Origin of the sequence: Pseudoduganella sp. (genome assembly GCF_041914865.1) — a bacterium.
Lineage (GTDB): Bacteria > Pseudomonadota > Gammaproteobacteria > Burkholderiales > Burkholderiaceae_D > Rugamonas.
The window spans coordinates 27,213-48,762 of record NZ_JAYSCO010000035.1 but is presented as its reverse complement, the minus strand read 5'-3'; the positions used below and the strand labels follow the sequence as shown (position 1 = coordinate 48,762).

Here is a 21,550-nt window from a genome sequence, read left to right as displayed (position 1 = left end):
GTCTCCCTTAACGCGCAGCCGGCGCCGGCTTGACGGCGGCGGCAGCCTGGCCCGGCGCCGGCGCGCCGGCATTGCGCACCAGGTCGCCGTCGTTCAGGAAGCCGGCGCCGGCGGCCACGATCAGCGCGTCCGGCGCCAGGCCGGACAGCACTTCGATGCGGTCGCCGATGCGGCGGCCCGGCTGCACCTTGATCTGGCTCACGCGCTGGTCCTGGTTCAGGCGGAACACGTAGCTGAAGCCGTCGCGCACGGTGATCGCCTGCTGCGGTACGGTCAGGGCATCGGACGAGCCCAGTTCGAACTGGCCGCTGGCGAACATGCCGGCCTTGAACGGCGGCTGTTTGCCTGTGTTGGGGGGCAGGTCGACGTACACCAGCGCGGAGCGCGTCTGCGGGTCGATGGTCGGCGCCACCATGCGCACCTTGCCGGTGAGCTCGCTGCCGTTGGCGGCTTTCACCACGGCGCTGGCGCCGATCCGGATGCTGCGCAGGTCGGCGGCGGTGACTTCGGCGCGCCATTCCAGGCGGCCCTGGCGGATCATGCGGAACAGCTCGGTGCCGGGACCGGCCACGGCGCCGACGGTGGCGCTGCGCGCCGAGATCACGCCGGCGTCCGGCGCCACCACCCTGGTGTGGCGCAGGCGCAGTTCGGCGGCGGCCAGCATGGCCTTGGCCGACGCGGCGCGCGCCTGGGCGGTGGCTTCGGCGGTGGTGTACTGGCTGATCTGCTGGGCGCTCAGGGCGCCCGTGCTTTCAATCGAGCGCGCGCGGTCGGCGTTGGCCTTGGCTTCGGCGGCGGCGGCCTGCGCTTCCATCAGCGCGGCTTTGGCCTGCGCCACTTCGGCTTGCGGGGTTTCCGGCGCGAACACGGCCAGCACTTCGCCCTTCTTGACGACGTCGCCCACGTTGACCTCGACTTCCGCCAGGCGCAGGCCGTTCGACTCGCTGCTGATGATGGCTTCCTGCCAGGCGGCCACGTTGCCGTTGGCGGTCAGGCGGATCGGCAGGCTGGCCTTCTGCGGCTTGACGGTGCTTACCGTCAGCGCTGGCTTGGCGGCGGCCGGTTTCTTGTCGTCGGCCAGGGCGGCGGGCGCCTGGGCCAGGGCGGCGAGGGCGCTGGCGACGGCGAGAGCGGCGATGGCGGAGGGGGTGCGGTGCAGTGGTTTCATAAATTCTTTCCGGTCTTAAGGCGCGGCGGGCGCGGTCCAGCCGCCGCCTGCTGCGCGGTACAGGGCGATCCAGGCGGCGCTGCGTTCGCGCTGCAGGGTCACGACTGTGTTTTCTGCGGCCAGCCGCGTGCGGCGGGCATCTTCCAGTTCCAGCAGGCTGGCCAGCCCGTTCTTGTAGCGCTCTTCGGTAGCGACGAAGAAGGTGCGGTAGCCGTCCAGCGCGGCCTGGGCGTCGGCGGCGCGTTCCTGCGTGCTTTGCAGCGCCACCAGGGCCTGTTCCACTTCGGCCACGGCCTGGCGCACGCTGGCCTTGTAGCTGGACACGGCCGCTTCGTAGCGGGCGCGCGAGGCGTCCACATTGGCGCGCCGCACGCCCCAGTCGATGATGGGCAGCGTCATCTGCAGCGGGCCGATGGTCCACACATTGGCGGTGATGTCGCGGCCTTCGGCATGCAGGCGGCCGCGCCCCACGGAGCCGGTCAGGCCCAGGCGCGGCAGGCGGTCGGCGCGCGCGCTGGCCACGTCGTAGCTGGCGGCGGCCAGCTCGCGCTCGGCGCTGAAGACGTCCGGGCGCTGCGCCAGCACCTGCGCCGGCACCGATTCGATGGCCACGCCGGAAGCGGGCGACAGGGCGGCGCCGCTGGCGCTGTCGGCCAGGCGCTGGCGCAGTTCCGGTTCGGGAATGGCGGTCAGCGCCACCAGCACTTTCAGTTCGCTGTCGCAGGCGGCGCGCTGGGCCACGGCGCGGTTGTTGCCGTCGGCGGCGCTGGCGCGCGCCAGCGCGTTGGCCGAAGGCGACTGCAGGCCGGCCTTGGTGGTGATGTCGGTCAGGCGCGCGGTGTGGGCGCGCGAGGCCGCGTCCAGGCGCGCCACGGTCAGCAGCTTTTCGCAGGCGCGCAGGCTGTAGTACTGGTTGGCCGTTTCGGCCGCCACGCTGACGCGCGCTTCATGCCAGCCGGCCTGGGCGCCTTCGGCGCGCGCGATGGCCGCATGGCGGCGCGCGCGGCCGCCGCCGAACAGGTCGATCTCCCACTGGGCCTGGGCCAGCAGCTGGGAAGTGGTATTGGTGGAGGAGTCGGCCGACTGCCGGCTCATGCGGGTGGACGTGAGGACGCCGGTGAGCGAGGGGGCGAGGGCGGCGCCGGCTGCCGTGCGTTCGGCGCTGGCGGCGGCAAAGCGCGCCTGGGCGCTGGCAATGGTGGGGCTGGCCGCCTGCGCGGCTTCGATCAGCTGCACCAGCAGCGGGTCCGACTGGCGCTGCCACCAGCTGGCCAGTTCGCCGGTGCTGCCATTGTGCGGCAAGGGCGTCTGCCATTGCTGCGGCGCGTCCTGCGCCACCTTGCTCGCGGGCCCGGTTACGCCGCAGGCGCTGAGCGCCAGCATGGCAAATACGGTTAGCGTGCCCTGAAATCTTTTCATGCTTGCCTTTCTTTTTGCGCAACGTGAATTAAAGCATATAAATCAAACAATTAACATCCCGATACAAAGGAGTCTTTGCCTTTAATTCGGCGCTTAGCGTATAAAGAAATCACTGCAAATCATTGTATCGGGACGACACCATGCGACCTTTCCTGCTGCTTGCCGCTTTCGCGCTCATTTCGCCGCTGGCCGTGGGGGCGGCGCCGTTGACTGGCGACCAGGCGGCGCTGCACGTGCTCAACCGGCTGGCTTACGGGCCGCGCCCGGGCGATATCGAGAAGCTGCGCCAGGTGGGCGTGCAGGCCTATATGGAGGAGCAACTCAATCCGCCGCCCCTGCCGCCAGCGCTGGCGCAGCGGCTGGACCAGCTGGAAACGCTGAAATGGAGCGCCGGCGAGGCGCTGGCGCGCTTCCAGGAGGCGCGCGGCATGGAGCAGGGCGCGCGGCGCGAAGTGGTGGCGCAGATGGCGTCCGAAGCGGCCGAAGCGCGCCTGCTGCGCGCCATCGAGAGTCCGCGCCAGCTGGAAGAGGTGATGGTCGACTTCTGGTACAACCACTTCAATGTCTTCGCCGGCAAGGGCCAGGACCGCGCCCTGGTGGCGAGCTACGAGCGCGACGCCATCCGCCCCTATGTGTTCGGTTCCTTCCGCCAGATGCTGGGCGCCACCGCGCGCCACCCGGCCATGCTGTTCTACCTGGACAACTGGGTCTCGAAGGCTGGCGGCCTGAATGAAAACTACGCGCGCGAGCTGATGGAGCTGCACACCCTGGGCGTGGACGGCGGCTATACGCAGAAGGACGTGACGGAGCTGGCGCGCATGCTGACCGGCTGGACCTACGCGCCGCGGCGCGATGCGCAGTTCGTGTTCGACCCGCGCCGCCACGACAACGGCGCCAAGACCTGGCTCGGCAAGCCGGTCACCGTGCGCGGCGTGGCCGAAGGAGAGTACGCGCTGGACGTGCTGGCGGCGCACCCGGCCACGGCGCGCCATATCAGCCGCAAGCTGGCGCAGTACTTCGTGGCCGACACGCCGCCGCCGGCGCTGGTGGAGCGCATGGCGCAAACGTGGAGCGCCAGCAATGGCGATATCCGCTCCGTGCTGCGCACCTTGTTCGCCAGCCAGGAATTCATGGACCAGCAGTATGCCGGCGCCAAGTTCAAGACGCCGTACCAGTACGTGGTGTCGGCCTCGCGCGCGGCGGCGGTGCCGATGACCGAGGCCAAGCCGCTGGCCGGCATCCTGGCGCGCCTGGGCATGCCGCTGTACGGCTGCCAGACGCCGGACGGCTACAAGAACACGGAAAGCGCCTGGCTCAATCCCGACGGCCTGGCGCGCCGCATCAGCTACGCGCTGACCCTGGCGCCCGGCGCCGATGCCGCTACGCTGCAGCAGGCGCTCGGGGCCGGCATTTCCAGGCGCACCGCCGACATCGTGGCCGACAGCAACGAACGCCTGCGCGCCGCCATGCTGCTGGGCAGCCCTGACTTCATGCAAAAATAATCCGGAGCCATCGCCATGCAACGACGCCAATTCCTGAACGCCTTTGCCGCCAGCGCCGGCCTGCTGCTGCCGCTGGGGCCGCACGCCTGGGCCGCCACGCTGGCGCCGGGCAGCAGCGCCCCCACCGCCAAGAAGCTGGTCGTGGTCATGCTGCGCGGCGCGGTGGACGGCCTGAACGTGGTGGCCCCGGTGGCCGACCCCGACTACGCGCGCCTGCGCCCGAATATCGCCCTGGCCAGGCCGGGCGGGGAGGACGGCGCGCTGAACCTGGACGGCTATTTCGGCCTGCACCCGGCGCTGGCGCCGCTGCTGCCGCTGTGGCAGCAGAAGAAGCTGGCCTTCGTGCATGCCAGCGGCTCGCCCGACGCCAGCCGCTCGCACTTCGATGCGCAGGATTTCATGGAGTCCGGCACGCCGGGCATGAAAAGCACCCAGGACGGCTGGATGAACCGCCTGCTGGGCGCCTTGCCGGGCGAGAGCACGCCCACGCGCGCGCTGTCCATCGGGCCGGTGATGCCGCGCATCCTGGGCGGCGCGATGCCCGCCACCAACCTGGCCAACGGCGCGGCCGGCACGCGCGCCACGCCGCTCGACCGGCCCGCCATCGGGCGCGCCTTCGACCGCCTGTACGCCGGCAACGAGCGCTTCGGCAAGGCCTACGCCGAAGGGCGGGCCGCGCACCAGGAGGTGCTGAACGCGGCCATGATGGCGGAGATGCAGGCGGCCGACAACGGCGCCCCGCTGCCGAACGGCTTCCCGGACGATGCCGGGCGCCTGGCCACCCTGATGCGCAACCAGCCCAACATCCAGCTGGCCTTCGTCGCGCTGGGCGGCTGGGATACCCACGCCAACCAGGGCGCTGGCACGGGCCAGCTGGCGGGCCGCCTGCAGCCGCTGGGGCAGGGCCTGGCGACCCTGGCGCAGCGCCTGGGGCCGATGTTCGACGACACGGTGATCGTGGTGATGTCCGAATTCGGCCGCACCGCGCGCGAGAACGGCAACCGCGGCACCGACCATGGCCACGGCAACGCCATGTGGCTGCTGGGCGGCAAGGTGCAGGGCGGCCAGGTGGCGGGCGAGTGGCGCGGCCTGGCCGACGGCCAGCTCAACGAAGGGCGCGACCTGCCGGTCACCACCGACTTCCGCCAGGTGCTGGCGCACATCGCGGAGCGCCACCTGCGCCTGGACGCCAGCGCGCTGGCGCGCATCTTCCCCCAGCTGCCGGCCGGCGCGGGCTTGCAGCTGCTGGCCTGAACTCAGATGGTTTCCGCCTCGCGCACGGTGAGCGGGCTGGCCAGCGCGTAGCGCGCGATATCGTCCTTGCGCATGAAGAGCACGCCCGGATGCGCGCGGGCGTAGCGCAGGAATTCATCCCACACGCGCACCATCTGCGGCGTGCCGCTGATGCGGTCGTGCGCGCTGAGCGACAGCATGCGGCGGCGCGCGCCGCCCTCGCTGTACAGCTGGTCGAATTCCAGCTTGAGCTGCTGCAGGAACTGGGCGGGCGAGTAGTTGCGGCCCTCCACCAGCAGGATGTCGTTGTTGCGCAGGGTGTAGGGCACCACCACGAAGTCCTTGCCGTTGACTTGCTCGATGAACGGCTCGTCGCGGCTCAGGTCATCGATGTGGTACAGGTAGCCCAGCTCCTGCAGCAGCGGCAGGGTGTGCGGGCCGCGCCGCAGCCAGTTGCAGTTGTAGCCCAGCGGGCGCTGGCCGGTCACCTGCTGCACCATGTCCGCCGCATCGGCCAGGAAGCGGCGTTCGGCGTTGCGGCCCATGGCGTACTGCGCGCTCCAGCGCGGACCGTGGGCGGCGGCTTCATGGCCGCGCCGCACGATCTCGCGCGCCAGCTCGGGCTGGTGGCGCACGGCTTCGCCGATCATGTGCGAGGTGACCTGCACGCCATGGCGGTCCCACAGGTCGAGCATGCGCGGGATGCCTTCCCGGTAGCCGTAGGCGAACCAGGTGTTGGCGGCCAGGTCGGCTGGCACGCTGGGCGGGAAGTCCACTTTGGGGAACGGGCTGTCGCTGCCCTTGGCCGGCTGGCCGCCGGCTTCGAACTGCATCGAAATCGAAACCACCAGGCGCGCTCCGCCCGGCCAGAAGCCGCCGTCCGCCGCCGCGCCTTGCGCCGGGCCGCCGGCGGCCAGCATGCCGCCGGCGGCCAGCGCGCCGGCTCCCGCCTGGCGCAGGAAGCGCCGCCGTGCCGGCCGGCCGGCTGCAGGTTTTTCGTCACGCATGGCGTCACTCCTTGATCACGCCCAGTTGGCGCAGGAAGGCAAGGTTGTCTTCGATATGCCAGTTGTCGGCGATGCGCCCGTCGGCAATGCGGTAGATGTCGGTGGCCCTGAATTCCACGGCCTGCCCTGTGCCCTGCACGCCGTTGATGCTGCCGGTGAAATGGCCGCTGAAGCGCAGGTGCACCACCGCGCGGTCGCCGCTGACGATCAGCTGCTCGATCTCGGCGCGCATGTCCGGCACCGCCGCGCGCACCAGGCGCGAGGCGGCCAGCGCGCCGGGCAAGCCTTGCTCGCGGCCGGGCGGCAGGGTGCGGTCGGTGAAGCCGGGCGCCAGCGCGGCGCGCGCCAGCGCCGCATCGCCGTTGTCCCAGAAAGTGGCATAGCGGCGCGCCGCCAGGGCGCTGGCCTCGGCCTGGCCGGGCGGCAGCGCGGCATCGACAAACTGCACGCGTGGTTGCAGCAGCGCCGCTTCCGGCGCGCCATGGGCGGCCGTCGCGAGACTGGCCAGCAGCAGGGTAAGCAAGTGTTTCATATTATCTCCTTGGGAAAGAATGGCATGATAGGGCGCGCAATATCGCTAAAATAGCCCTTCAATACGAATTCATCTTTTCCGAAATGTGGAGAATCGACCATGCTGGATGACCTGCCCGCGCTGCGCACCTTCGCCCGTATCGTTGCCGCCGGCAGCATGTCGGCAGCCGCGCGCGAACTGCAGCTGCCGCTGTCGGTGGTCAGCAAACGCCTGGCGCAACTGGAACGCAGCGTCGGCCTGCGCCTGCTGCAGCGCACCACCCGGCGCCAGGCGCTGACCGAGGACGGCGCCCAGCTGCATGCGCGTGTGCTGCGCATCCTGGAGGAGGTGGCGCAGGCCGAGGGACTGCTCAGCAACAGCCGCAGCGCGGTGGACGGCCTGCTGCGCCTGAGCGTGCCGACCGAGTTGGGGCGCCAGCATATCGTGCCCGCCATGGCCGAATTCCAGCGCCGCCACCCCAACCTGCAGGTGCAGCTCGACCTGGAGGACGCCGTGGTCAACCTGCTGGAAAGCGGGCATGACCTGGCGATCCGCTTCGGCAGCGTGCCGGACCCCAACCTGGCGGTGCGCCGGCTGGCGCCCAACTTCCGCGTGGTGTGCGCCGCGCCGGCCTACCTGGCGCAGCACGGCACGCCGCAGCATCCGGCGCAACTGGCGGCGCACCGCTGCATCGTGATCGGCGCTGCGCGCCGCGCCGAGTGGCATTTCCACGGCGCCGCGCCCGCCACGGTGCGGGTGCAGGCCGCCTTTGCCACCAACGACGGCCAGGCCGCGCATGGGCTGGCGCTGCACGGCGCGGGCATCGTAGTAAAATCGATCTGGGACGTCGGCGACGACCTGCTGAGCGGCCGGCTGCAGCGACTGCTGCCGGGCTACAGCATGCCGGCGGCGCCGCTGCAGGCGATCCTGCCGCATGGCCGCAACCTGCCGTTGCGGGTGCGCGTGCTGCTCGATTTTTTGCGGCTGCGCCTGGGCGCCGCCTGGCGCTGGGATGCCGTGCAAGGGCAAGGAGGCAGCGATGTTGAAGTTCTTGTGGAAGATGCTGAGCGCCGATGAGCGCTCGGAGAACACCATGGCGCTGCTGGCCGTGGCCTTCAGCCTGGTAGCGCTGGGCTGGTTCGCGCTGGCCTAAGCCAGCAGGGCGTCGATCGCGGCCACCAGCTGCTGCGGGTCGAGCGGGTGCGACAGTACGCCGCGGCGGCGTCCCACGCCCAGGCTCCCCAGCTCATCCTCGTCGTCCGGGCGCAGCAGCAGCACCGGCAGCCCGGGCGCCATTTCCAGCGCATCGGCCAGGAAGGACAGGCGGCCGGCCTCGAACAATCCCAGGTCGCACACCACCAGGTCGAAGCTGTGGCTGTCCAGCAGGGCGCCGGCCTGCGCCGGGTTGACGGCGCTGCTGGCGGCGTAGCCGGTATGGGCCAGGATGGCGGCCACCAGGCCGGCGTTTTCCGGTGCGGCATCGAGCAGCAGCACGCGCGCGCGCGGCGCGGCCGGCGCCGTTGCGGCGGGCGCGGCGGCGGCGGGCTCCGGTGCGCTACCGGCCTGCGGTACGGCGCCGGCGCGCAGCTGCGGCGGCAGGAACGATTCCAGCGCCGGGATCAGGGCATCCGGCTCCAGCGATTTAGGCAGGCAGCCGGAAAAACCGGCGCGGCGCAGGGCGGCGCAGCCGTCGGTCACGGGCAGCGCGCTGGCGGCCAGGATGGGGATGGCGCGCGTGGCCGGATCGGCGCGCAGTTTCGCCACCACGCCCAGCCCGTCCAGCTTGGGCAGGTGCAGGTCGCACAGGATCAGGTCGGGCTGCTCGCTGGCGGCCAGCGCCACCCCCGTTTCGCCGTCCGTGGCCAGGATGGGGTGGTGGCCGAAAGCCTGCAGCAGGTAGGTCATCAGGTCGATATTGGCCTGGTTGTCCTCGATGATCAGGATGCGTGCCGACATTTGAGTGCGAGCGTAAAGGTGCTGCCTTTGCCGAAGTCGCTGCTGAAGAACAGCGAACCGCCCAGCAGGTTGGCCAGGTTCTGGCTCAGGTACAGGCCCAGGCCCGCGCCTTCCGCATGCCGGGTCGAGGTGCTGTCCAGCTGGGAGAAGGCCTGGAACAGCTTGGCCTGGTCTTCTTCCTTGATGCCGCTGCCGCTGTCGATCACGTTGAACTCGGTGATCTGCTGGCCCTGGTCGTCCTGGTGTTCGGACAGGGTCAGCTTGACCATGCCCTTCTCGGTGAACTTGATGGCGTTGTTGGCCAGGTTGATCAGGATCTGGGCCAGGGCGCGGCGGTCGGTCTGCAGGATGATGGGCTGCTCGGGCAGTTCCATGAACACCTGCAGCCCTTTTTGCGCGGCCAGCGGGCGCAGGGTGTCGGCCACTTCGCCCATCAGCTGCTGGCAGTGCACCGCTTCCAGCGACAGGGTGACCTTGCCGGCCTCGATCTTGGCCACATCGAGGATATCGTTGATCAGCGAGAGCAGGTGGCGCGCGCTGGAACGGATGGTGTTGAGCTGGCGGTCCTGTTCATCGGTCAGCGGGCCGGGCAGCTTCATCAGCAAGGCGCCGGTGAAGCCGATGATGGCATTCAGAGGCGTGCGCAGCTCGTGCGACATATTGGCGATGAAGGCGGACTTCATGCGGCTCGCCTCCGCCAGCTCCAGGTTCTTCAGCGCGATTTCGCGGTTGATGGTTTCCAGCTCGCCGGCGTGGTGCGCCAGGCGCATATTCAGCTCGATCACCTGCCGCTCGCGCGCCTGCAGCTCGCTGTTGACCTGCACCGCCTGTTCATAGGTGGAAATCAGCAGGTCGAGGATCTGCTGCCGCTCGGCGTTGATGAAGTGCTTCTGGTCGCCCAGGTAGAGGGCGATGCCGACCTCCATATTGGCGTTCTTGCGCAGCTTCTGGTTCACCAGCATCTGGCCGATGCGGTTCAGCAGGTAGTCTTCGGCGTAGGGCTTGCGGATGAAGTTGTCGGCGCCGCATTCGATGCCGCGGATGATGTCCTTGGGGTCGGTCAGCGAGGTGACCAGGATGACCGGGATATCGCGCAGCTCCGGGTTGGCCTTGATGGCGCGGCACAGCTCATAGCCGTTCATTTCCGGCATGACAATGTCGGACAGCACCAGGTGCGGCTTGCGCTGGTTGATCTCGTCCAGCGCAAGCTTGCCATTGGCCGCCACCCGGGCACGGTAGCCGGTCGACTGGATCAGCCGGCGCAGGCGTTCGGCCTGGGTCGGGCTGTCTTCCACGATGAGTACTTCCAGCTCATCGGGCGCGATATCGTAGCTGGAGTCCAAGACACCTCCTGAATGGTTGGGTGTTCAGACTATACCGCCTTTTCAGCCCCCTTGGAATCCACCGTCACGATAGGTGAGGACCAGGGTGTCGCGGTGGCCATGGCCGGCCACGGGCTGGATCGGGGTCGATTCGTGGATGACAGCCGCGTCGTCCAGCAGCAGCAGGGTCCACGGCTCGGTCATGGTGAAGCGTTTGCCGTTCGGGCCGTCGGCCTCGAACACGCGGGTTTCGCCGCCCTTGATGCCATGCCGGCCGACCAGCAGCACGGCCACGAAGTCGACGCCGTCGCGGTGCGCGCCTTCCGGGGTGGGGCGGCCGATGCCGTCCGTGGTGTCGATGCGGAACTGGTGCGCTTCCACGTACCATGGGCCCTGGCCGCGCACCTGGCCGCAGGCGCGGCCGATGGCCGCCACCAGCCTGGCCCAGGCCGGGTTGGCCACGGTGTGCGGCGCGATCGGCTCGAACAGGCGGCGCATGCCGCCGTGCAGGGCGTTGTATTCGACCGGCTGCCAGTGGGCGCGGTGCGCGGTCTGCTCCAGGGCCGCGCCGTCCTGCACGAAGCAGGAATGGCGGCGGCGGCGGTAGCGGCCGCCGTCCTTCAGGTAATTGTCCGGGGCCAGGTCGTCCCAGGCGGGGACCAGCGAATTCAGTTCATCCAGCGAGCAGCCGGCCAGTGCGGCCACGTCGGCGGGCTTGAGCAGCGCGTAGCCGGCGCTGCGCAAGGTGTGGATCAATTGGGGCAGGGGCGTCATCATGCCCCTATTGTACTTAAATGGCGCGGCCGGCGTGGCCGGGGCCCCGGTTTCCCGGTTCAGAAAGCGTGCGACAAGCTGGCGCGGAACGAACGCGATTCGATGGGATGGAAGTGGACGTCCGCCCGGGCTTCCGCCTCGCCCTTCAGGCGCGACTCGTAGAAGTAGTCGATGGCGGAGACCTTGCGGTTGGCAAGGTTGAAGCCCTCCAGCTCCAGCGTGGTGCGCGGGCCAAATCTGTAGGCTAGGCGGCCGTTGACGGTGGCGCTGGCCCTGGAGCGCACGGAGTTGTCCTCCACCAGCGGGCGCGGGCCGAACCAGCGCAGGCGCAGGGCGCCCGACCAGGGACCGGCGGGCGTGAAGGTGGCGGCCAGCTGGGCCACGCCTTCGACGGCGCCGGGAATGCGCTCGCCTTCGCCCGGTGCGCCGTGGCGGAAGCGGCCGCGCGCGAAGGCCAGGTCGGCGTCCAGCGACAGCCATTTGGCCAGCTTGTAGTAGTTGGAGAACTCGATGCCGTAGCGGCGGCTCGGGCGCCCGGCCTCGGTGCTGCCGGCGTCGCCCAGGTAGACCAGTTCGGAATTGAAGTCCAGGCGGTATACGGCCAGCACGGTCTGCAGGCCCTTGAGCGCCTCGCTGCGCAGGCCGAACTCCAGGCCGCGCGACCTGGCCAGCGGGGTGGCCGGGTCCTGCGCCTGGGTCACGCCGCGCGCGTCGTTGCTGTGGAAGCCGCGCCCGGCGTTCAGGTAAAACTCGGTGCGCGACCAGGGGCCGAAGGCCAGGCTGATGCTGGGGCTGAACAGGGTGGCGTCGGCATGGGCCGCGCCATCGCGGTTGCGCACAGTGAAGCGGTAGCGGTCCAGGCGCAGGCCCGCCTCGCCGCGCAGCCAGGGCGCCAGGCGCAGGTGCTGCTCCAGGTAGAGCGCGGCGCTGCTTTCCACGATATGGTCGGCGCGCACGGTGTCCAGCACCTGGCGCGCCTCGGTGTGCTGCAGGGCGTTGAAGATATTGTCGTTCTGCGCCTGCACGCCGACGGTGGTGCTCCACGCCATATCGTCCATATGGTCATGCCAGCTGTGGCTGGCCTCAAGGCCGCTGGTCACGCGCCGGTCGGGCTGGGCGAACTGGTCGCCGTGCAGCGGGTCGTCCAGGAAGTAGGTGAAGTTGGAGAACAGCTGCAGCCGGTTGTTGATGATGTAGGCGCTGGCGCGCGTGGTCTGCTGCTCGTCGCTGCGGGCCCAGGCGGCCGACAGGCTGAAGCGGCGCGCCTGGCCGCCGTCGCTCAGGTCGATGCCGTCGAAGCGCCCCAGCAGGCCGCTGTCGACGGCGCGCTGCGGGATCTGGTCGGTGGCGTTCCAGGCGCCGCGATAGGCCATGGCGGTGAGGGTGTAGCCGTTGTTGGCGAAGCCCTCGCTGTAGCGCAGCACCGCATTGAGCTTGCGGAAATTGTCGCCGCGCGTGAACGGCCCGTCGTTGTGCGCCGTCTCCAGCGCGTACAGCCAGGCGCCCGGCACGGCGCCCTCGCGCTCGCGCGTGCCGGCCAGCAGGACGCGGCCGTAGCCGCCCTGGCCGGCCGTCAGGCTGGCCTGGTCCTGCGCCAGGCGGCTGGAATAATGGATGGCCGTGGCGCCGGCCGAGGAAAAGTCGCCAGTGCTGGCGTTGTACGGCCCCTTGTTGTAGTCCAGGCGCGCCACCAGCTCGGGGATGATGAAATTCAGGTCGGTCCAGCCCTGGCCATGCGCGTGGCTGCGCTGGTTGACCGGCATGCCGTCCACCGTGGTGCGCAGGTCGGTGCCGTGGTCCAGGTTAAAGCCGCGCAGGTAGAACTGGTTGGCCTTGCCCTCGCCGCTATGCTGGCTGGCCACCAGGCCGGGCGTCGCCTCCAGCAGCTCGCCGGGGCGGTAAATGGTGCGCGCCTCCAGCTGGCGCTGCGACACGCTGCCCATGCCGGCCGAATCGGCCACCCCGACCTGGCTGGCGCGCGCGCCCTCGATCAGTACGCGTTGCAGGAAAGGGTCGTCGGCCCAGGCGGGCAAGGGCGCGAGCGCGCCTGCCAGCGCCAGGGCTGGCAGCGGCGCGCGCTTAAGGGAGTGCTTGTTCACGGCGTTCGCGGTTGAAAACAACGGAAGCGGCCGGGCGGCCGAAACCGCTCACGTTCACATTGTTGGCTTGTTGCGGCAGGAAGTCGGTCAGCACCGCATCCAGCAGGACGGCGCCTGGCGGCAGGGTGGTCTTCTCGATTTCCTGGTAGACGTTGACGGTGTCGACATTGGCTTGCATGCCGACCCACTGCAGCGGCAAAGGCTTGCCGTCGACGGAAATGCGGAACTGCTTTTCGATGTAGCGGCGGAACACGGCCTGGTCCTCCTCCAACCCAAGGTCAAAGTGGCGCTGGTACAGGTTCATCAACAGCGCTTCCACATCATGCGCTGTGTAAGTATGTACCACTTCCGTGCTGCCGGTACGCGGGTTGAAGCTGATCTCCGTCAAACCAACGTGGAAATTATGGGCTTGCGCGGCGGCGCTGCACCAAAGCAGCGCCGCCGCGAGGACGGCTTTGAAACGCATCATTCCTTCTTGGCGTCCTTCTGCTTGAGCGGGGTGTTAAAGTCCTTCATCATGTTCTCCGCCGGACGCGACTTGAACAGCTCCAGGCGCGAAGGGGTGATCTTGCGCGGCCAGGCGTTGTTCGACTGGTCGATGTCGGCGGTTTCCCAGTTCGGGTCCTGCACCAGCGACACCAGCGGTTCGTCGGTCACGATGACCTTGGTGATCTTCTTCGGCGAATAGCGCCAGACTTCGGCCGGAATGCGCTCGATGTACTTCTTGCCCGACTTCAGCTCGATCTGCAGCACCAGCGGGGTGACCAGGCCGCCCAGGTTGGAGAAGTCCACCAGGTACAGGTGCTTGCCCTGCGCCAGCAGGTCTTTTTCCCACTGTTCCAGGTCGGCGGTCTGCTCGGCGAACTTGTTGCGGTCGGCGTTGGTGACGGTGAAGTCATCGTGCTCGTTGTAGAAGTCCTTCAGGTGCGGCTGCTCGTCCACCTTGCGCACCATGCCCTTGTTGCGCTGGTCGATGATGGAAACCGGCTCGCCGTCGTGCTGCGCCTTCTTCCAGGCCTTCTCGACTTCCGGATTCTTGGTGCTCACGCCGTACTCGGTGATGCCGTCGATCGACACGTCCACCGCATCGGTGGTGTAGAACCAGCCGCGCCAGAACCAGTCAAGGTCGGTGCCCGAAGCGTCCTCCATGGTGCGGAAGAAGTCGGCCGGGGTCGGGCGCTTGAACTTCCAGCGGCGCGCATACTCGCGGAAAGCGTAGTCAAACAGCTCGCGGCCCAGCACCGTCTCGCGCAGCACGTTCAGCGCCGCAGCCGGCTTGGCGTAGGCGTTGTTGCCGAACTGGAGCAGCGACTCCGAGTTGGTCATGATCGGCACCTGGTTCTTGGAACGCATGTAGTCCACGATGAAGCGCGGATCGCCACGGCCGGTCGGATAGTTCTCCTCCCACGCCTCCTGCGCCAGCGACTGCACGAAGGTATTCAGGCCCTCGTCCATCCAGGTCCACTGGCGCTCGTCGCTGTTAATGATCATCGGGTAGTAGTTGTGGCCCACTTCGTGGATCACCACGCCGATCAGGCCATACTTGGCGCGCTTGGTGTAGGTGATTTCGCCGGTCTTCTTATCCTTTACAGGACGCGGACCGTTGAAGGAGATCATCGGATACTCCATGCCGCCCACCGGACCGTTGACCGAGATCGCAGTCGGGTAAGGGTAGTCGAAGCTGTACTTGTTGTACTGCTCGATGGTGTGCACGATGGCCGCCGTCGAATACTTCTCCCACAGCGGGTTGCCCTCTTTCGGGTAGTAGGACATGGCCATGACATTGGTGCCGTCCTTCTTGTAGCCCTGCGCATCCCAGATGAACTTGCGCGACGAGGCCCAGGCGAAGTCGCGTACGTTCTTAGCCTTGAAATGCCAGGTCTTGGTGCCCTTGGCCACCGACTTCTCGGCCTGCTCGGCCTCCGCCTGGGTCACGATGACGACCGGCGTCTTGCTGGTGCGCGCCTTCGCCAGGCGCTCGCGCTGGGTCGCGGTCAGCACCTCGTTCGGGTTCTGCAGCTCGCCGGTGGAGGCCACGATGTGGTCGGCCGGCACGGTGATCTGCACGTCGTAGTCGCCGAATTCCAGCGTGAACTCGCCCGAACCGAGGAACTGCTTGTGCTGCCAGCCGTAGACATCGTAGTAAGCCGCCATGCGCGGGAACCACTGCGCGATTTCGAACAGCGCATTCTTATCCTCGGCAAAGTACTCATAGCCCGAACGGCCGCCCAGCACCTTCTGCTCATTGATCTTGTACGACCAGTCGATGGAGAAGGTGAACTTCTCGCCCGGCTTCAGCGGCTGCTGCAGGTCGATGCGCATCATGGTCTGGTTGACGGTGTATTTGAGCGGCGCACCGCCGGCAGTCTTCACCGCCGCGATCTTGAAGCCGCCGTCGAAATCACGGCCCGCCAGGATGCCGCGCAAGCCCTCGAACTTCATGCCCTCCTCATCGCTGCGCGCGCGGCCCCAGGCCTCGCGCGACGGCGCGGTCAGGGTCATGCGCGCGTCCGAGTTCGGCTTATAGATATTCTGGTCCAGCTGCAGCCACAGGTAATGCAGGGTATCCGGCGAATTATTGTGATAGGTCACCTGGCCGCTGCCGCTGAGGGCGCGGTTCGCCTCATCCAGCGTGGTGCGGATGGTGTAATCCGCCCGCTGCTGCCAGTACGCATGGCCCGGCGCACCGGACGCAGTGCGGTACTGGTTAGCGGAAGGCAGCAGCTCCTCGAGCTGGCGGAACTTGTCATCAAAAGGCTCGGCAGCAAAGGCCGACGCCGACAGGCAAAGAGCGGCTAAACCGACATGAATACGCTTCATCGAATCCCCAGGCTAGTGTTATTAAATGCTGGGCTATTCTAGGTGAGCTTGCCAAAAAACACTTTATTTATTTGTAAAAATCCTGAAACAAACAAATGGGGACGTACCCCATTTGTTTTGCAACTTTTCTTATTACTTCAGGCGATAGCGCAGTTCCTGGCCGGCCTGGCGCATCGCGGCCTGGGTGCCGGGCACTTTGGCCAGCGCGTTCAGCAGGCCGAAGTCGTGGATCATGCCGTTGTAGCGGATGGTGGCGGTTTCCACGCCGGCGGCGTCGAGCTTCTTGCCGTAGGCTTCGCCTTCGTCACGCAGCACGTCGAACTCCGCGGTCTGGATCAGGGTCGGCGGCAGGCCTTTCAAGCGCTCGGTGCTCGCTTGCAGGGGCGAGGCATAGACTTCCTTGCGCTGCGCCAGGTCGGTCGTGTAGTTATCCCAGAACCATTTCATGGCGTTGCGGGTCAGGAAATGGCCGTCCGCGAATTGCTGGTAGGAGGCGGTATCGAAGTTGGCATCGGTCACCGGCCACAGCAGCACCTGCGCACGCAGTTTCGGCTGGCCCTGGTCTTTCGCCATCAAGGCCACCACGGCCGCCATATTGCCGCCGACGCTATTGCCGGCCACGGCCAGGCGGCTGCCATCGACATTGATTTCCTTGCCATTGCGCGCCACCCACTTGGTCGCACCGTAGGCTTGCTTGATGGCGACACCGTAGCCCGCTTCCGGCGACGGCGTGTAATCGACGAAGACCGCGGCCGCGCCCGAGTTCACCACCAGGTCGCGCACCAGGCGCTCGTGGGTTGGGAAGTCGCCCAGCACCCAGCCGCCGCCGTGGAAGAACATGAACACGGGCAAGGTGCCTTTGGCGCCGGCGGGGCGCACGATGTGCAGGCGGATCTTCTCGCCATCGATCTCGACCACTTTGCTGCTGACATCGGCCGCCGGCAGCGGTGCGCCTTTCTGGGCGCCGACCAGCACCTGGCGCGCGTCGGCCGGGCTCAGCGATTCAAGCGGCGCCCCGCCCTCGATGGCTTTCAGGAACTGCGCGGTTTGCGGTTCCACGCCCGGCAGGCTGGCAGCGAAGGTGGAAGCGGCGAACAGGGACAGGGCGGAAGCGGCGATAACGTTTTTCATGGTAACTCTCCTTTAGCTAACGATTAAATAGTGTGCTACTTAATTGGTTTAAAAAAAATGTCCAGTTCGGGGTCAGGAAGAAAATGTCCACTTTTCTTCCTGACCCCAGGGCGGACATTCCCGGGGGTCAGGCGTTGTTCATCAGGCTGGTGCGCAGGACCGACAGCTCGCGCTGCAGGCGGATCACTTGCTCCAGGTCGCAGCCGCTGGCGCCTAAAACACAGGCGGGCAGCTTGGCACCTTCATTCCGCAGCGCGTCGCCGTGCGGGGTGAGGGCAATGATCACCTGGCGCTCGTCTTGCGGGCAGCGCGTGCGGGTGATCAGTTCGGCCTGCTCCATCCGCTTCAGCAGCGGCGTCAGCGTGGCCGAGTCGAGGAAGAGCCGGTCGCCCAGGGCGGACACGGTTTGCTCGTCCTGTTCCCACAACACCATCATCACCAGGTATTGCGAGTAGGTCAGGCCCAGCTTGCGCAGCAGCTTGCGGTACAGCTTGTTCATCGCCAGGGACGTCGAGTACAGGGCGAAGCACAGTTGCTGGTCCAGCTTGGGAACCTGTTCCAGGTTGGGGGTCTTGGTATCCATGTGCTGCAGTATAGATAGTGCGCGATTTAATTGCAAGCGAATTTTGCCGCTGACCTTGCTACAGGGCCATTCTTTGACTATGGTTAAAGTGCCCATAACCTGCGCTGGGCAAAGGGGATGACAATGAATCAGATGAATCACTATCATTCTGCCGCTTATCCGGTGCCTGACCAGCGCGGTCCCGAGCCGGTCCTGTTCCTGGTGGAACTGGATCCGCAGCGCGTGGTCGATGGCGTGCGCTACGACGATAATTACCTGGCCGATGACGTGATGGCCTGCGGCACCATGCGTGAAACCTGCCCGATTTGCGAGGAGGGCCACCTGCAACTGGTGCTGCGCCAGAAGAATGTGCGGGTGGCGCATTTGTTCTGCATTGAATGCACCCGTTGTTTTGGCGCCTTTTTGCCGGATGGCACGCCGGCGCTCGCGGACTAAGATTCCCTGCCGGATGTTCCCGTGCGGTATCATGCCGCAATGACTAGTCCACACCAAAAGCCGCTGCTGCTGATCGTTGACGGATCGGCCGACCACCTGCATCAGCTCAGCCATTTGCTGGAAGACCGGTATGCCGTGCGCGCGGTGCAGGATTGCGAGACGGCGCAGGCGCTGGCGCAGCAATTGCCGCGGCCGGACCTGATCCTGGTGGACGTGCTGCACGGTGGCTTTGCCGTGTGCCAGGGCTTGCGCCGCAATCCCGATACGGCCAGCATCCCCCTCATCGCCATGATCGAGCGCGGCCAGCCCGAGCTGGAGAGCCGTGCCTTTGCCGAGGGCGTGTCGGACGTGGTGGCGCGGCCCCTGGTGCCGGAACTGCTGCGCGCGCGCGTGGCCACCCACCTGCAGCTGCGCCAGGCGCGCGCCCAGGTGCAGCGCCAGCGCGGCCAGCTGCGCGAGATCAGCCAGATGGCCGATGCCGCCGTCTGGGCCATCGCCAGCCTGGCCGAGTTGCGCGATGAGGAGGACCCGTCGCACCTGCGCCGCATCCAGCACATCGTGCTGGCGCTGGCGCGCCGCCTGCAGGGCAACCCGCGCTTTGCCGATGAGCTGGTGGAACCTTACCTGCCGCTGCTGTTCAAGGCGGCGCCGCTGCACGATATCGGCAAGGTGCGCATCCCGGATGCGATCCTGCTCAAGCCGGGCCGCCTGACGCCGGAGGAATTCGAGGTCATGAAGCAGCACACCGTGCACGGCCGCGATGCCATTGCCGGGGTCGAGCGCGAACTCGGCTATTCCAACGCCTTCCTGCGCTTTGCGCGCGAAATCACTTATAGCCACCAGGAGCGCTACGATGGCTCCGGTTATCCGCAGGGCCTGGCCGGCGATGCGATTCCCGTGTCGGCGCGCCTGGTGGCGGTGGCCGATGTGTACGATGCGCTGGTGTCGGAGCGGGTCTACCGGCCAGCCTTCACGCATGAGACAGCCATCGAGCTGATCCGCCAGGGCAGCGGCGAGCAGTTCGATCCGGACGTGGTCGACGCTTTGCTGGCGGCCGAAGAGGAAGTGCGGGAAACCGCGGCTCGATACCAGGACGCAACAATGTAAAATTTCCCGGGCGTATTGTGGATTTCCCTATGCTATAGTCGTCCACACTATCCCGTCCGGAGCAAGCATGCGCATACACGGATACCTGGCCTTCATTGTCGGTATTTGCGTTACCGTGTGGGTCTGCATGTTTGTCATGGATGTGCAGGACCGCCAAACCAGCGAAACCTTCCAGCGCGACACGCAAAAGATCTCGCGCGACACCCAGGTGCGCCTGCAAACCTACTTCGACATGTTGCTGAGCATTAAGGGTGTGTTCGCGGTCGATGACGATGTGTCGCGCCTGGAGTTCAGCCGCTATGTGCGCGAGCTGGACCTGAAGCGGCGCTATCCCGGTTTCCAGGCCATCCAGTTCGTGCGGCGCGTGCCGTCGGCCCAGCTGGACGCCTATGCCGCGCGCATCCGCGCCGACGACAGCCTGCAGTCGGGCGGCTATCCCGACTACAAGGTGCACCCGGCCTCGGTGCGCGCCGAGCACTACCTGATCGAATACAACGAGCCGATGAAGGGCAATGAAAATGCCTTTGGCCTCGACCTGGCTGCACTGCCGCCGCATTACCAGGCGTTGCAACTGGGCAAGGCGACCGGCCGCGTGGTGGCCACCGAGCGCATCACCCTGGTGCAGGACAACAGCGGCCAGCCCGGCTTCGTGGCGCGCGCGCCGATCTACAAGCGCGGCGCCTCGCTGCTGACGGAGGCCGAGCGCGATGCCGCCCTGATCGGCTTTGTCGCCATCGTCTTCCGCGTCAACGACCTGATGTCGGAGGTGATCGACAGCCCCATGCTGCAGCATCTGTACATCAGCATCAACGATGGCGGCTACCTGCACGGCGGCGGCGGCATGGCGCCCTCGGTCGATAACCTGCTGTTCGACAGCTTTGGCAAGGTGGGCTCGGGCAAGCGCCTGCCGGCCCTGCCGGGCCTGACGGCGAAGATCCCGCTCGATGTAGGCGAGCGGCGCTGGACCATGAGCTTCGAAGGGCACGAGGGCGCGCGTTATGGCCGCGACTATGTGCTGATTTCCGTGATCGGTTTGGCCGGCTTTGTGATCAGCGCCCTGATCGGCGCGCAGATCATGACCCTGCAGCGGCGCCGCGTGCTGGCGCAAAAGCTGCGCGTGACGGCGGACGAGCTGCGCGCCTTGCAGGACAGTGCCATCGTCGGCATTGGCCTGATCGTGGACGGCGTGATCGTGCGCTGCAACAGCGGACTGGAAGAGATGATGGGCTACCAGGCGGGCGAGCTGGCCGGGCGTTCCAGCTCGGTCCTGACGGCCGGCCACGGCGACCCGTTTGCCATTGGCCCCGAGGGCGGCAACATGCACTTCGAGCTGGAGCTGGTGGGCGCCAACGGCAAGAAGCTGTGGTGCATGGTGAATGGCCGCATGCTGGACCCGAAGGATGCGCGCAAGGGCTGCGTCTGGGTCATCATCGACATCACCGAACGCAAACAGACCGAGGCGGCGCTGGTCGATACCAAGCATGGCCTGGAGCGCAGCCTGACCGAGCTGGCGCTGCAAAAGGCCAATGTGGAGAACGCGCACAAGGACCTGTCGGCGGTGCTGCTGACGCTGAAGCAGGCGCAGGCCAGCCTGATCACCTCCGAGAAGATGGCGTCGCTCGGTGCGCTGGTGGCGGGCATTGCGCATGAACTCAATACGCCGATCGGCAACAGCCTGCTGACAGCGACGGCGCTGAGCGATATGTGCCGAGATTTCGAGCGCCAGCTGGGCGAGGGCGGCATCAAGCGCTCCGCGCTCGACACGCATTTGAAGGATGCGCGCATGGCCTGTTCCATCATCACCAATTCGCTGACGCGGGCGGCGGACCTGATCCATTCGTTCAAGCAGGTGGCGGTGGACCAGACGTCCGACAAGCGCCGCTCGTTCAACCTGTACGGGGTGGTGCACGATACGCTGGCCACCTATTCGGCCCAGCTGCGGCGCGCCAACTGCGAAGTCAAGGTGAACATGCCGGAGACGCTGAGCTTCGTCTCTTATCCCGGCAGCGTGGGCCAGGTGCTGAGCAACCTGATTCAGAACGCCCTGATGCACGCGTTCGAAGGCCGCGAGCAGGGACACATCACGATCAGCGTGGGCGAGGTGGACGAGGCGTCGGTGGAATTGCGCTTCGCCGACGACGGCGTGGGCATGAACCCGCGCACCCTGCACCAGATTTACGATCCCTTCTTCACCACCAAGATGGGGCAGGGCGGCTCCGGGCTGGGCATGAATATCGTGTACAACCTGGTGACCGGCATCCTGCGCGGCACCATCCACATCGAATCGGAACAGGGCAAAGGGACCACCGTCATCCTCACGCTGCCGCGCAAGGTGCCGGCGCGGGAAGAGATGTCCGAACACGACCTGCTGCATATGCAGTAGCGCCAGCGGCGGCGCCGGACTTAATCTGGATCAAGAAAATCAAATAATCGCCGCGGCGCAGGGTATCCTCACTACATTTAGTGTGTAATATTTCGTTTCG

At 67.0% G+C, this 21,550-nt stretch carries 18 protein-coding genes; 6 read left to right on the top strand and 12 right to left on the bottom strand.

Going from position 1 to position 21,550, the window contains the following annotated elements; all coding sequences use genetic code 11:
• Window positions 1-7: 7 nt before the first annotated feature.
• Together ACE3TQ_RS16700 and ACE3TQ_RS16695 are read right to left on the bottom strand one after the other, a co-directional pair.
• On the bottom strand, window positions 8-1,168 hold the full coding sequence (locus ACE3TQ_RS16700; protein WP_374583412.1) for an efflux RND transporter periplasmic adaptor subunit: 1,161 nt from the start codon (window positions 1,166-1,168) through the stop codon (window positions 8-10).
• 15 nt (window positions 1,169-1,183) lie between these two features.
• Entirely contained in the window at window positions 1,184-2,587 is a 1,404-nt protein-coding gene (locus tag ACE3TQ_RS16695; RefSeq protein WP_374583411.1) for an efflux transporter outer membrane subunit, read from the bottom strand.
• Window positions 2,588-2,727: 140 nt separating this feature from the next.
• Between ACE3TQ_RS16695 and ACE3TQ_RS16690 the strand changes: the two genes are divergently transcribed.
• Both ACE3TQ_RS16690 and ACE3TQ_RS16685 read left to right on the top strand, forming a co-directional pair.
• On the top strand, window positions 2,728-4,089 hold the full coding sequence (locus ACE3TQ_RS16690) for a DUF1800 domain-containing protein (RefSeq protein ID WP_374583410.1): 1,362 nt from the start codon (window positions 2,728-2,730) through the stop codon (window positions 4,087-4,089).
• 15 nt (window positions 4,090-4,104) lie between these two features.
• Entirely contained in the window at window positions 4,105-5,343 is a 1,239-nt protein-coding gene (locus ACE3TQ_RS16685) for a DUF1501 domain-containing protein (RefSeq protein WP_374583409.1), read from the top strand.
• Between the two features lie 2 nt (window positions 5,344-5,345).
• Here the strand turns inward: ACE3TQ_RS16685 and ACE3TQ_RS16680 are convergent, their stop codons facing one another.
• Window positions 5,346-6,329 (bottom strand): polysaccharide deacetylase family protein, encoded by a 984-nt coding sequence (locus ACE3TQ_RS16680; protein ID WP_374583408.1) that lies wholly within the window; start codon window positions 6,327-6,329, stop codon window positions 5,346-5,348.
• 4 nt (window positions 6,330-6,333) lie between these two features.
• Complete coding sequence (locus ACE3TQ_RS16675; RefSeq protein WP_374583407.1) at window positions 6,334-6,861, bottom strand: ester cyclase; 528 nt, start codon at window positions 6,859-6,861, stop codon at window positions 6,334-6,336.
• Window positions 6,862-6,960: 99 nt separating this feature from the next.
• Here ACE3TQ_RS16675 and ACE3TQ_RS16670 point away from each other — a divergent pair, with 99 nt between their 5' ends.
• On the top strand, window positions 6,961-7,917 hold the full coding sequence (locus ACE3TQ_RS16670; protein ID WP_374583406.1) for a LysR family transcriptional regulator: 957 nt from the start codon (window positions 6,961-6,963) through the stop codon (window positions 7,915-7,917).
• A 72-nt stretch (window positions 7,918-7,989) separates the two neighbouring features.
• Here ACE3TQ_RS16670 and ACE3TQ_RS16665 read toward each other — a convergent pair whose 3' ends face one another.
• The 8 genes from ACE3TQ_RS16665 to ACE3TQ_RS16630 all read right to left on the bottom strand — a co-directional run bounded on the left by ACE3TQ_RS16665 (window position 7,990) and on the right by ACE3TQ_RS16630 (window position 17,525).
• Entirely contained in the window at window positions 7,990-8,796 is an 807-nt protein-coding gene (locus ACE3TQ_RS16665; protein ID WP_374583405.1) for a response regulator, read from the bottom strand.
• Entirely contained in the window at window positions 8,778-10,139 is a 1,362-nt protein-coding gene (locus tag ACE3TQ_RS16660; protein ID WP_374583404.1) for a hybrid sensor histidine kinase/response regulator, read from the bottom strand. The genes ACE3TQ_RS16665 and ACE3TQ_RS16660 overlap by 19 nt, the downstream gene beginning before the upstream one ends.
• A gap of 42 nt (window positions 10,140-10,181) precedes the next feature.
• Window positions 10,182-10,895 carry a 2OG-Fe dioxygenase family protein gene (locus ACE3TQ_RS16655; RefSeq protein WP_374583403.1) on the bottom strand — a complete coding sequence of 238 codons (714 nt, stop codon included), beginning with the start codon at window positions 10,893-10,895 and terminating at the stop codon, window positions 10,182-10,184.
• Window positions 10,896-10,951: 56 nt separating this feature from the next.
• Entirely contained in the window at window positions 10,952-12,835 is a 1,884-nt protein-coding gene (locus tag ACE3TQ_RS16650; RefSeq protein ID WP_374583418.1) for a TonB-dependent receptor, read from the bottom strand.
• A gap of 136 nt (window positions 12,836-12,971) precedes the next feature.
• Window positions 12,972-13,460 carry a DUF6702 family protein gene (locus tag ACE3TQ_RS16645; RefSeq protein ID WP_374583402.1) on the bottom strand — a complete coding sequence of 163 codons (489 nt, stop codon included), beginning with the start codon at window positions 13,458-13,460 and terminating at the stop codon, window positions 12,972-12,974.
• Window positions 13,457-15,811: a M1 family metallopeptidase gene (locus tag ACE3TQ_RS16640; RefSeq protein ID WP_374583401.1), complete on the bottom strand. Its 2,355-nt coding sequence runs from the start codon at window positions 15,809-15,811 to the stop codon at window positions 13,457-13,459. The genes ACE3TQ_RS16645 and ACE3TQ_RS16640 overlap by 4 nt, the downstream gene beginning before the upstream one ends.
• Window positions 15,812-15,943: 132 nt before the next feature.
• Window positions 15,944-16,942 (bottom strand): alpha/beta hydrolase, encoded by a 999-nt coding sequence (locus tag ACE3TQ_RS16635; protein ID WP_374583400.1) that lies wholly within the window; start codon window positions 16,940-16,942, stop codon window positions 15,944-15,946.
• A gap of 127 nt (window positions 16,943-17,069) precedes the next feature.
• Complete coding sequence (locus tag ACE3TQ_RS16630) at window positions 17,070-17,525, bottom strand: MarR family winged helix-turn-helix transcriptional regulator (RefSeq protein WP_374583399.1); 456 nt, start codon at window positions 17,523-17,525, stop codon at window positions 17,070-17,072.
• 123 nt (window positions 17,526-17,648) lie between these two features.
• Here ACE3TQ_RS16630 and ACE3TQ_RS16625 point away from each other — a divergent pair, with 123 nt between their 5' ends.
• The 3 genes from ACE3TQ_RS16625 to ACE3TQ_RS16615 all read left to right on the top strand — a co-directional run bounded on the left by ACE3TQ_RS16625 (window position 17,649) and on the right by ACE3TQ_RS16615 (window position 21,450).
• Complete coding sequence (locus tag ACE3TQ_RS16625; RefSeq protein ID WP_374583398.1) at window positions 17,649-17,960, top strand: hypothetical protein; 312 nt, start codon at window positions 17,649-17,651, stop codon at window positions 17,958-17,960.
• A 39-nt stretch (window positions 17,961-17,999) separates the two neighbouring features.
• Window positions 18,000-19,067, top strand: coding sequence for an HD domain-containing phosphohydrolase (locus tag ACE3TQ_RS16620; RefSeq protein WP_374583397.1), 1,068 nt, complete (start codon window positions 18,000-18,002; stop codon window positions 19,065-19,067).
• Between the two features lie 67 nt (window positions 19,068-19,134).
• Entirely contained in the window at window positions 19,135-21,450 is a 2,316-nt protein-coding gene (locus ACE3TQ_RS16615; protein ID WP_374583396.1) for a CHASE domain-containing protein, read from the top strand.
• The last annotated feature ends 100 nt before the right edge of the window (window positions 21,451-21,550 follow it).

Bases quoted from the DNA above. Each gene is read 5' to 3' on its own strand.
- ACE3TQ_RS16635 (WP_374583400.1), bottom strand. From the start codon at position 16,942: ATGAAAAACGTTATCGCCGCTTCCGCCCTGTCCCTGTTCGCCGCTTCC.
- ACE3TQ_RS16630 (WP_374583399.1), bottom strand. From the start codon at position 17,525: ATGGATACCAAGACCCCCAACCTGGAACAGGTTCCCAAGCTGGACCAG.
- ACE3TQ_RS16685 (WP_374583409.1), top strand. From the start codon at position 4,105: ATGCAACGACGCCAATTCCTGAACGCCTTTGCCGCCAGCGCCGGCCTG.
- ACE3TQ_RS16675 (WP_374583407.1), bottom strand. From the start codon at position 6,861: ATGAAACACTTGCTTACCCTGCTGCTGGCCAGTCTCGCGACGGCCGCC.
- ACE3TQ_RS16645 (WP_374583402.1), bottom strand. From the start codon at position 13,460: ATGATGCGTTTCAAAGCCGTCCTCGCGGCGGCGCTGCTTTGGTGCAGC.
- ACE3TQ_RS16655 (WP_374583403.1), bottom strand. From the start codon at position 10,895: ATGATGACGCCCCTGCCCCAATTGATCCACACCTTGCGCAGCGCCGGC.
- ACE3TQ_RS16625 (WP_374583398.1), top strand. From the start codon at position 17,649: ATGAATCAGATGAATCACTATCATTCTGCCGCTTATCCGGTGCCTGAC.
- ACE3TQ_RS16615 (WP_374583396.1), top strand. From the start codon at position 19,135: ATGCGCATACACGGATACCTGGCCTTCATTGTCGGTATTTGCGTTACC.
- ACE3TQ_RS16690 (WP_374583410.1), top strand. From the start codon at position 2,728: ATGCGACCTTTCCTGCTGCTTGCCGCTTTCGCGCTCATTTCGCCGCTG.
- ACE3TQ_RS16640 (WP_374583401.1), bottom strand. From the start codon at position 15,811: ATGAAGCGTATTCATGTCGGTTTAGCCGCTCTTTGCCTGTCGGCGTCG.
- ACE3TQ_RS16665 (WP_374583405.1), bottom strand. From the start codon at position 8,796: ATGTCGGCACGCATCCTGATCATCGAGGACAACCAGGCCAATATCGAC.
- ACE3TQ_RS16650 (WP_374583418.1), bottom strand. From the start codon at position 12,835: ATGGGCAGCGTGTCGCAGCGCCAGCTGGAGGCGCGCACCATTTACCGC.
- ACE3TQ_RS16670 (WP_374583406.1), top strand. From the start codon at position 6,961: ATGCTGGATGACCTGCCCGCGCTGCGCACCTTCGCCCGTATCGTTGCC.
- ACE3TQ_RS16700 (WP_374583412.1), bottom strand. From the start codon at position 1,168: ATGAAACCACTGCACCGCACCCCCTCCGCCATCGCCGCTCTCGCCGTC.
- ACE3TQ_RS16695 (WP_374583411.1), bottom strand. From the start codon at position 2,587: ATGAAAAGATTTCAGGGCACGCTAACCGTATTTGCCATGCTGGCGCTC.
- ACE3TQ_RS16680 (WP_374583408.1), bottom strand. From the start codon at position 6,329: ATGCGTGACGAAAAACCTGCAGCCGGCCGGCCGGCACGGCGGCGCTTC.
- ACE3TQ_RS16620 (WP_374583397.1), top strand. From the start codon at position 18,000: ATGACTAGTCCACACCAAAAGCCGCTGCTGCTGATCGTTGACGGATCG.